The following is a 9,275-nucleotide window of genomic DNA, read 5'->3' on the forward strand; positions in this document are numbered from 1 at the left end:
GCCTATTTATATGGGTTCCGGACCTTCGGTTGAATATAAATTTATAAGCCCTCATTTTATCAAGGAGGTTAGAAACAACCTGGAAGGTGGCCCTGAAGGAGCTGTGGAACGTGTATATGAAAGAAGGAATGCCGATTTATTTAACGGAGCCTGGTGGTACCCAGCTAATTAAAGGGTAATGATGTTTAGCGCTTCAATAAAAGATACAAATGGTATTAAGCATAGAAATAACTGTACAAGATGCAAGTACTCACCATTAATGCGCTGTAAATCGTCAACAAAGATCGGTTCCTCGAGGAAGGATTTTGAATGGCACCACCAATGTATTTATTTAAATGAACTTGAACTGAAAATATGCGATTAAAAATTGAAGTATCACTAGGGTAAAGAATGGCGATAACAGTTCTAACCGGTTCCGGGATGGTCTCAAATAATTGGAATCGCCGGGAATCCGGATGAAGAAAAAATCCACATATAAAAACGAAAAAATGAAGACAAAAAAACAAACAAAGTCGAAAAATCGAAAATCCAATGATCGGGTAGAAAGAGCAACCTCTCCCAATCCTATGAGAGTGAAGAATCCATCTAGTCAATCAAGGACAGAACTAAAGGATACTTCCCCTTCCCAATCGAAGGGCTCGGTTTTCAATCGCACCTTTACTCCCCTCATAGATTTGGGCGATGTGCAAGATTCAAAATTACGGGTGCCTACATTCGCAATCCTAAGCATTGACGGGGGCGGTGCTAGGGGGATGATTCCGGCGGTCATTTTAAAGGAAATTGAACGAAGATCAGGTCGTCGTATCTCGAATCTTTTCGATCGCATTTGTGGCACCTCTACCGGCGCCATTCTAGCCTCAGCAATTTCGGCGCCCAAATCAGCCGGTAATTCCAAACCGATGTTCCGTGCGCGTGAAGTGGTTGAGATCTATCGTGAGCTAGGAGAAGAAGTCTTCTCTCGCGGTTCATTTAGTGAGACCGTAATTCAACCGATGGAAGAACTCATGGGTCGCACGATTGCCTGGATCGGGACGCACCCTGGAGAAGCTATTTCCACCATCACCGCTGTATGGGGGAAGTTGAACAATCCACTACATAGTGCACAAAAACTGGCCTATATATTACATAGTTATTTGGGCGACCTAAAAATGAAAGATGCCTTGACGGAGCTTTTTGTTTATGCCTATGATATTGGCAGCAGAACACCGGAAATTCTTGGGTCCATTGAATCCTTAATACCAGGTCAAGCACGTAACTATGCTAATTTTCGCTTGTATCAAGCTGCGACAGCCTCTTCTGCGGCAGTTCCTTTCTTTGCACCTTACACAATTTGGAAGAAACCGGCTGATCCATTGACTGTACCCATTCCGACATTTGGTGAAGATCTTTATCCGGAAGCGGGAGGGAGCGGAGATAATTACACACTGGTCGATGGAGGTAATGGAGGCCTTGGAAATCCCAGTTTGTTCTCGCTTTTGGAAGAAACGGAAGCCAGTGCTGGTAAACATAAAATTGTATTATCACTAGGTACAGGCCATTTTTCACAACCGGTTTCACCTCAAGCGAAAAGTTGGGGTTTTGTACAGTGGCTTGGTGAAGGTGGGGAGTTATTGAATAGCATTTTCGACGGCGAAGCCGATGTAGTCGATATGCAGCTGCGACAAATTTTGGATAAAGACACCACTTACTTTCGCTGGCAGCCCAGTATTCCGGAAAGTTTGGCATTTCTTGACGAGGGTAGCCGTGAAGATATGGACGCTCTGGAGAATGTTGCCCAAGATTTCATTTCAGGGAACGATGAGGAAATCGATAAATTGGTCGAAATCTTGTCAGCACCCAGTGTTGTTCGTGTGGGATAGGTAGTTTGTAAGGCTGTAAATGATAAGGCATGGCTTTAGAGATGGGGCAGATTGTAGGCCCCATCTTATTATTTTAGTTAGTATCTTTGTGATCCTTTTTTGAATGCTGTAATGAAAAAAAAAGTTGCTTTTTATACTTTAGGATGTAAACTTAATTTCTCGGAGACTTCCACAATTGCCAGGGATTTTCAAGAAGAGGGCTATGAGCGCGTTGATTTTTCTGAATGGGCCGATATGTACGTCATAAATACCTGCTCGGTTACCGAAAATGCCGATAAGCGCTTTAAAACGATAGTCAGACAGGCCTTAAAAACCAATCCGATTGCTTTTGTGGCCGCAATCGGTTGTTATGCGCAATTGAAACCTGAACAACTGGCCGTCGTTGATGGTGTAGACCTGGTCTTGGGGGCTACAGAAAAGTTCAAGATAGCGGATTATATTAATGACCTTTCCAAAAATGAAATAGGGGAGGTGCATTCCTGTGAAATAGATGAGGCCGATTTCTATGTGGGCAGTTATGCCATAGGAGATCGTACCAGGGCTTTTTTAAAGGTACAGGATGGATGTGATTACAAATGCACTTTTTGTACCATACCGTTGGCGCGTGGCATTTCCCGAAGTGATACGTTAAACAATGTACTTCTAAATGCCAAGGAAATCTCAAAAAAAGGAATCAAGGAAATTGTACTGACAGGTGTCAATATAGGGGATTTCGGAAAGGGTGAATTTGGGGACAAGAAACACGAACATACATTTTTGGATCTGGTACGCGCTTTAGATAGTGTCGAGGGCATACATAGATTGCGAATTTCATCCATCGAACCCAATCTGCTGAAAAACGAAACCATCGATTTCGTGGCGAAAAGTAATTCGTTCGTACCCCACTTCCATATTCCCTTGCAAAGTGGTAGCGATGAGATCCTAAAGCAAATGAAGCGACGCTATTTACGTGGACTTTATGTAGATAGGGTCACTAGAATAAAGGAAGTCATGCCAAATGCTTGTATCGGGGTTGATGTTATCGTTGGTTTTCCAGGGGAAACCGACGCGCATTTCTTGGAAACCTATCATTTTTTAAACGAACTTGATATATCGTATTTACATGTCTTTACATATTCTGAACGGGATAATACCCCTGCCGCGACCATGGCTGAACCAGTGCCTCAAAAGGTGAGAAACAAAAGGAGTAAAATGCTTCGTGGGTTATCGGTGAAAAAACGAAGGGCCTTTTATGAACGTCAATTGGGAAGTAATAGAACGGTTTTGTTCGAGGGGGAAAACAAGGAAGGATACATTCATGGGTTCACCGAAAATTATATCAAGGTCAAATACCCTTGGAATCCCAATTTGGTAAATACCTTGCAGACCGTAAAATTGATGGCAATCGATGTTGACGGATTGGTGCGCATCGAATTTGCCAGTACTCAGATTATGGCATAAAAAAACCTGTCAAGGCTGAATTTCATTCAGTGCTTAACAGGTTGGTGAATTTTCGACTTCCTTTTTAAATACGAATACCTACCGGAAGCATTTCCTTATACTGTCTGTTTTTTCTTAAGAACCCTGCTATTTGCGGACTTGTTGGCACGACTCTTTGGTTTTGATCTTGAATATGATGTAGTACGGATTTTATGAAATCTTCTTTAAAACCCTCTTTCGTGATTTCTTCTGGAATAACTAATTTGGTTAAAAAAACTTTACGTTCTTGGGAAGAATATTCGATCTTCGCTAAATGACCTTCGACCCTAGTTTCAAATTGGCGCAGGAAACTATTGTCTTTTATTTCTATTTCATTCATATAGTATGATTTTAAAATTGGTCTAGACAAAAAATCACGAGATTCTCTAATCGTAATTTTATACTTTTACTATGAGTTTAAAAATGATAGGGTCATTTTAAAACAGAATACAAAAGTAATGAAAAAAATACGGTTTTCCTAAGGAATTCGTAAGGTAAGTTCATATGAACGAAGAAAAGACACATGTTTATCTCATGCCGGGAATGGCGGCCAATTCTACGATATTCGAGAACATACATTTACCGGAAGATGCATTTGAAACCCATCGGTTGGAGTGGTTTGTACCTGATAAGGGAATGTCATTGACCTCGTACGCAAAAAAAATGACGAGGAGCATCACGCATAAAAATCCCGTATTGATAGGGGTTTCCTTTGGCGGAATCTTGGTTCAGGAGATGGCTAAATTTATTCCTACCAAAAAAGTCATCGTAATTTCAAGTGTCAAAAAAAACTCGGAACTGCCGAAACGCATGTTATTCGCCAAATACACCAAGGCACATAAACTATTGCCTACCGGTTTGGTCAACAATGTGGAACTGTTGGTTAAATATGCCTTTGGGGAAACAGTGACGAAAAGGCTCGCCCTTTATGAGCGCTATTTATCAATTCGCGACAAATATTATATCGATTGGTCTATCGACCAAATCGTGAATTGGAAGCAAGCGGAATGCACGAAGAACCTGGTTCATATCCATGGTGAAAAGGATGCCGTTTTTCCTATCTCACACATAAATGATTGTATCCATGTAAAAAATGGCACCCATACGATGATCATTCATCGCGCTCGATGGTTCAATGAGCACCTGCCCACAATTATTTTGGAATAATGGAGTTGTAGTATGGGTACGTTCATTATGGGTTCACCTTAATGTAATTGGGAGAATCTAGAATAGATGGTTTTCATGGGTGCCCATAAGAGGGGACTTGGATCGGCTTTGGCACGAATATGTCGATAGACCCTACGTATCGAAATCAAAGTAAGGCAATATGGAATTCAAATGTATTGTATTTCTTTATTACCTTTGGAAATAAATTTAATTAAGATATATGAAGATTTTAAAGAATATTTTAATGCTATTAGGGGTCTTTTTCGTGATATCCACCCTCATTTTTGCCATACAGAACAATGACGATTCCGAATCTGGGGATGCACAGGATGTAGTGGAAAATGAGGTTGAAAAAAGTGTCTCTGAGGGGTATCGGATTTCCACTATTGAAATCCCCGAGGATCTGAATTTCGCGGGTGAAGTGGTACCCCAGGATGATCCTGAAATCATGGAACGGGTTGATAGGGAATTTTTAGTGAATACCTATTGGCAATCCAATGCGCTTCTTTTAATGAAACGGGCGAACAAATATTTCCCGATCATAGAGCCTATTCTTGCCAAAAACGGAATCCCAGACGATTTTAAGTATTTGGCAGTGGCCGAAAGTGCCCTTACCAATGTGGTCTCCCATGCTGGGGCGACAGGATTTTGGCAAATAATGAAGGGAACGGGTAAAGAATATGGACTGGAGATAAATGACAATGTAGACGAACGTTATCACCTAGAGAAATCAACACAGGTGGCTTGTGATTACTTGAATAGATTCAAGAACAAATATGGGAGTTGGACATTGACAGCCGCGGCCTATAATGCGGGCTCGGGTTCCATCAATAAATTCATGGGTATTCAAAAGGTAGATGACTATTACGATTTATTGTTAGGCGAAGAAACCGGTAGGTACGTATTTCGCATTATGGCCATAAAAGAGATTCTTTCCAATCCTGAAAAATATGGTTTTGAAATTGAAAAAGAAGACATGTATAATGCCGTTCCTACTTTTCAGGTAGAGGTGGTTGAGCCTGTTGCCAGTTTTGCCGATTTCGCCACAAAATATGAGATCAACTATAAAATACTTAAGCGACACAATGCATGGCTTAGGGAACCACATTTGAACAACGCTTCAGGTAAAAAATATACTATTGAAATCCCAATAAAAGGCTATTACAAGACAGCCAAATAAGTATGGTTTCTTTTCTAAAAGAAAACCTTTGGCCCGTACTACTAGCCATAAATTATGTTTTGGTGGTTGTTTTTTCAGTACTTATAGTTCTGAAGAACAAAAATCCCGTTAAAACACTTTCATTTTTGTTTGTTTTGGCCATTCTGCCCTTTTTGGGTATTTTGATCTATTACTTTTTTGGACAGGACTATCGTAAATACAAGATTTTCGAGAAGAAGTATATTTTTGATAACAAGACCTTGAAGAAATGGCGTAAGAGCTTCAGTCTCGACCAAGCAGAGCGGGCCGATTTCAAGGAAGAATTTGGGGAAGGTATTTTCAAGATTTATAGTTTATTGCGGCACAATGAGAAAGCCATTCTCACCTTTGACAATGAAGTTGACATTCTGATCAATGGCGAACAAAAATTTGAGCGGTTAAAGCAAGACCTTGCCAATGCCGAGAATCACATTCATATGGAGTATTTCGTGTTTCTGGATGATGAACAGGGGTTTGAGATTATAGAAATACTATGTGAAAAGGCAAAATACGGGGTGGGGGTCAAATTGATCTATGATGATGTGGGGAGTAGCATTTCATCAAAATCTAAACAACAATTGACAGCAAGTGGCGTGGAACATTATCCGTTTCTTCCTGTTCTCTTCTCTAATTCGACCAGTAAGATCAACTATAGGAACCATCGAAAAATAGTCGTAATTGATGGCCAGATAGGTTATTTGGGAGGAATCAATATCGATAAAAAGTACAACAATACCTTTGATAATGAGCGATATTGGAGAGATACCCATATGCGCATACGAGGGGCTGCCGTGGGTTCATTGCAATCCTCCTTTTTTCTAAGTTGGAATTTTGTCGCCAAGACCGACAATACATTGGACGAAAGTTATTTTCCCAAGGGTAAACCTGTGCTCAATGACCCCATTGCCGTTCAAGTAGTTGCCAGTGGGCCGGATACCGACTGGGAAAATATCATGGAAGCTATGTTTACGGCCATTAATACGGCAAGAAAATGTATTTGTATTACCACGCCGTATTTAATTCCTAACAGTCAAATACTAACGGCCCTAACAACGGCCTCGAGAAGTGGTGTTGACGTAAAGATCATCATCCCCAGAAAATCCGATTCATGGGCCGCCCAATACGCCACGGATTCCTATATTGAGCAATTGGCCCGTTCCGGAATTCGAATCTTTAGATACGGTAAGGGTTTCGTACATGCCAAGACCATGGTCATCGACGACGTATTCTCGAGTATAGGAACCGCAAATTTGGATTACAGGAGTTTTTCGTTGAACTTCGAAATCAATGCTTTGATCTACAACAAAGGGATCAACCAACAAATGAGGAACATCTACAAAACGGACCTAGAGGAATGTGAGGAAGTGGATTATGATAGATGGATGCAACGTGGATTGGTCCGAAGACTTCAAGAATCCTTCAGTAGGTTGATGGCGCCCCTGCTTTAAATCTTTTTCATTTGTTGCTGCATCATTTTTATTTGATCGGTCAACATATTGCTCTTGTCCAGTTTCTTGGCCTCGTTCAATAACGTGGTAGCTTCCCGTTTACGTCGTTTCTGCATAGCAATACCGGCAAGACTTAACTTGGCCATGGCGGTATCATAATCCATCGTCAATCCAAGTTTCAAGGCTTTTCTAAAATATTTTTCGGCTTGTGTCAGATTCTTTTGGGAATGGATGATGCCGTGTAAATAATTGAAATACCCCTGCTGTTTGGTGATCAAGGCCGCTTCTGGGTTTTTTATCCTGTCCAACCATTTTTGGGTTCCCTCCAAATCTTGCTTTCTCATACGAAGAAAAGCGAGCAAAATAATTTCATTCCTAAAGTAAAGGAAAATGAAGATCAACGAAAAAAGAATCAAGAAGATGCCGTTGCCTATGTTTCCTTCAATAAATTGATAAATGGCATATGCGATGATCAATCCAGTTATGACGAGTTTGATATTCTTGTTGAACATGGTATGTTGCTATTGTTCTTTGGTGAAATTTGCCAAAGGCGATTTATGACTTCGTGGGGCAAAAGTAAATAAAAACCGCTTTGTAGCCAGTACGTCAACCTGAAAAAAATATTTTTTTAATTAGGTTTGCCAAAGCGAAAACTCTTTGTATATTTGCGCCCAGATTTTGCTGAGGTATTCGCGAAATCACAACGCACAACAAAGTATAAAAATTAAGCCTGAGGATGAAAAGAACGTATCAGCCATCAAAAAGAAAAAGAAAGAACAAGCATGGCTTTAGAGAGCGCATGGCAACTGTCAATGGTAGAAAGGTTCTTTCTAGAAGAAGGGCAAAAGGAAGAAAAAAATTATCCGTATCCTCTGAGCCGAGACATAAAAAATAATGATTGAACTTTTTACAATATATTAAGGTGTTACTTTTCCGAAAGTAGCACCTTTTTTTTATCCTTGTAGTATCTAAAAAAACAGAGAGCATGCCAAAAAGAAAAGATTTAAAGTCAATTTTAATTATAGGTTCGGGTCCAATTGTTATTGGGCAAGCATGTGAATTCGATTATTCGGGTTCCCAAGCACTGCGTAGTTTACGTGAAGACGGTATAGAGACCATCTTGATCAATAGTAACCCCGCTACCATCATGACCGACCCTACCATGGCCGATCATATATATTTAAAACCTCTGACGACAAAATCGATTCTCGATATTTTAAAGGAACATCCCCAAATCGATGCGGTCTTACCGACCATGGGGGGGCAAACTGCATTGAACCTGTGTATAGAAGCCGATGAAAAAGGAATTTGGGAAGACCATAAGGTCGAGATTATAGGTGTTGATATCGACGCCATAAATATTACCGAGGACCGTGAAAAGTTTCGGGAACTGATGTTGAAAATCGGGATCGGAATGGCTCCCCAGGCAACAGCGACCTCATTTTTAAAGGGGAAGGAAATCGCCCAGGAATTCGGGTTTCCATTGGTCATCCGTGCTTCCTATACCTTGGGAGGTGCAGGTGCCAGTATCGTATATAAACCTGAGGATTTCGATGAACTTTTAAGTAGGGGACTCGAGATCTCCCCCATACATGAGGTTATGATCGATAAAGCCTTGATGGGATGGAAGGAGTATGAATTGGAATTGTTGCGCGATAAGAACGATAACGTGGTGATTATCTGTGCCATTGAGAATATGGACCCCATGGGAATCCACACAGGGGATTCCATCACCGTGGCACCCGCAATGACCTTATCGGATCGTACCTACCAAAGAATGCGCGACATGGCCATACAAATGATGCGCAGTATTGGGGATTTTGCAGGAGGATGCAATGTGCAGTTCGCCGTAAGTCCCGATGAAAAAGAAGATATCATTGCCATCGAAATCAACCCCAGAGTGTCCCGTTCTTCGGCCTTGGCATCAAAAGCGACGGGTTATCCCATTGCGAAAATCGCTTCTAAATTGGCGATTGGGTACCATTTGGACGAACTCGACAATCAAATCACCAAGTCGACATCGGCACTTTTTGAGCCTACCCTCGATTATGTGATCGTAAAGATACCTCGATGGAATTTTTATAAGTTCGAAGGTTCCGACAGAACGCTGGGTCTCCAGATGAAAACAGTTGGTGAGGTCATGGG

Annotated in this window: 9 protein-coding genes; 7 read left to right on the plus strand and 2 right to left on the minus strand. The window is 41.1% G+C overall.

The genetic code is table 11. From position 1 onward, the window contains the following. The first annotated feature begins 488 nt into the window (after nt 1–488). Nucleotides 489–1,859 carry a patatin-like phospholipase family protein gene (locus WBM98_RS18185; protein WP_424367436.1) on the plus strand — a complete coding sequence of 457 codons (1,371 nt, stop codon included), beginning with the start codon at nt 489–491 and terminating at the stop codon, nt 1,857–1,859. A gap of 111 nt (nt 1,860–1,970) precedes the next feature. Further along, a complete protein-coding gene (mtaB, locus tag WBM98_RS18190; RefSeq protein WP_424367437.1) occupies nt 1,971–3,299 on the plus strand; it encodes a tRNA (N(6)-L-threonylcarbamoyladenosine(37)-C(2))-methylthiotransferase MtaB in 1,329 nt (442 codons plus the stop codon). 64 nt (nt 3,300–3,363) lie between these two features. Here the strand turns inward: mtaB and WBM98_RS18195 are convergent, their stop codons facing one another. Then, on the minus strand, nt 3,364–3,657 hold the full coding sequence (locus WBM98_RS18195; protein ID WP_424367438.1) for a GNAT family N-acetyltransferase: 294 nt from the start codon (nt 3,655–3,657) through the stop codon (nt 3,364–3,366). A 164-nt stretch (nt 3,658–3,821) separates the two neighbouring features. Between WBM98_RS18195 and WBM98_RS18200 the strand changes: the two genes are divergently transcribed. From WBM98_RS18200 to cls, 3 genes are all read left to right on the plus strand, one after another. Then, the gene (locus WBM98_RS18200) at nt 3,822–4,484 is read left to right on the plus strand and encodes an alpha/beta hydrolase (protein WP_424367439.1); all 663 of its coding nucleotides are present in this window, start codon (nt 3,822–3,824) and stop codon (nt 4,482–4,484) included. A 220-nt stretch (nt 4,485–4,704) separates the two neighbouring features. Beyond that, nucleotides 4,705–5,664 carry a lytic transglycosylase domain-containing protein gene (locus WBM98_RS18205; protein ID WP_424367440.1) on the plus strand — a complete coding sequence of 320 codons (960 nt, stop codon included), beginning with the start codon at nt 4,705–4,707 and terminating at the stop codon, nt 5,662–5,664. A 2-nt stretch (nt 5,665–5,666) separates the two neighbouring features. Continuing rightward, nucleotides 5,667–7,130: a cardiolipin synthase gene (gene cls, locus WBM98_RS18210; protein WP_424367441.1), complete on the plus strand. Its 1,464-nt coding sequence runs from the start codon at nt 5,667–5,669 to the stop codon at nt 7,128–7,130. On the opposite strand, the gene WBM98_RS18215 is transcribed toward cls, so the two are convergent. Then, nucleotides 7,127–7,642 carry a DUF2892 domain-containing protein gene (locus WBM98_RS18215; protein WP_424367442.1) on the minus strand — a complete coding sequence of 172 codons (516 nt, stop codon included), beginning with the start codon at nt 7,640–7,642 and terminating at the stop codon, nt 7,127–7,129. The genes cls and WBM98_RS18215 overlap by 4 nt on opposite strands. Before the next feature lie 224 nt (nt 7,643–7,866). Here WBM98_RS18215 and rpmH point away from each other — a divergent pair, with 224 nt between their 5' ends. Together rpmH and carB are read left to right on the plus strand one after the other, a co-directional pair. Then, nucleotides 7,867–8,025, plus strand: a complete 159-nt coding sequence (gene rpmH, locus WBM98_RS18220; RefSeq protein WP_089887732.1) for a 50S ribosomal protein L34 — start codon at nt 7,867–7,869, stop codon at nt 8,023–8,025. Nucleotides 8,026–8,115: 90 nt separating this feature from the next. Continuing rightward, nucleotides 8,116–9,275 (plus strand): carbamoyl-phosphate synthase large subunit (gene carB, locus WBM98_RS18225; protein ID WP_424367443.1); only part of this gene is annotated, 1,160 nt, incomplete at its 3' end.

This window comes from Maribacter sp. (assembly GCF_049667165.1).
GTDB lineage: Bacteria > Bacteroidota > Bacteroidia > Flavobacteriales > Flavobacteriaceae > Maribacter_A.